The 326-nt window shown below is 65.3% G+C and carries 1 protein-coding gene; it reads left to right on the top strand.

What is annotated here, in order from left to right; all coding sequences use genetic code 11:
* Position 1 precedes the first annotated feature (1 nt).
* A partial coding sequence (locus P0G09_RS16675) for a DeoR/GlpR family DNA-binding transcription regulator (protein WP_275253222.1) occupies positions 2-326 on the top strand: 325 nt, incomplete at its 3' end.

Raw genomic sequence — 326 nt, 5'->3', positions numbered from 1 at the left:
CATGTTGGCAGAAGAACGCTTCGCCCTCATCCTTGACCTGCAGGCCCGCCAGCGCACTGCCACCGTGCAGGAGCTGTGCGAGGCGCTGAGCGCCAGCGAGTCCACCATCCGGCGCGACCTGAACGTGCTGGACAAGCAGGGCAAACTGAACAAGGTGCACGGCGGGGCCACCCTGCCGGACAGCCCCTTCCGCACCGACGAGCCCACCATGGCCACCACGGAAGAGCGGGCGGTCAGTCAGAAGCAGAGCATCGCCCAGGCGGCGGCAGAACTGATCCTGCCGGAAGATTTCATCTATCTGGATGCAGGCTCCAGTACGCTGGCTC

This window comes from Faecalibacterium sp. DFI.5.82, from assembly GCF_029076575.1.
GTDB lineage: Bacteria > Bacillota > Clostridia > Oscillospirales > Ruminococcaceae > Faecalibacterium > Faecalibacterium duncaniae.
This window is presented reverse-complemented; position numbering and strand designations above follow the sequence as displayed.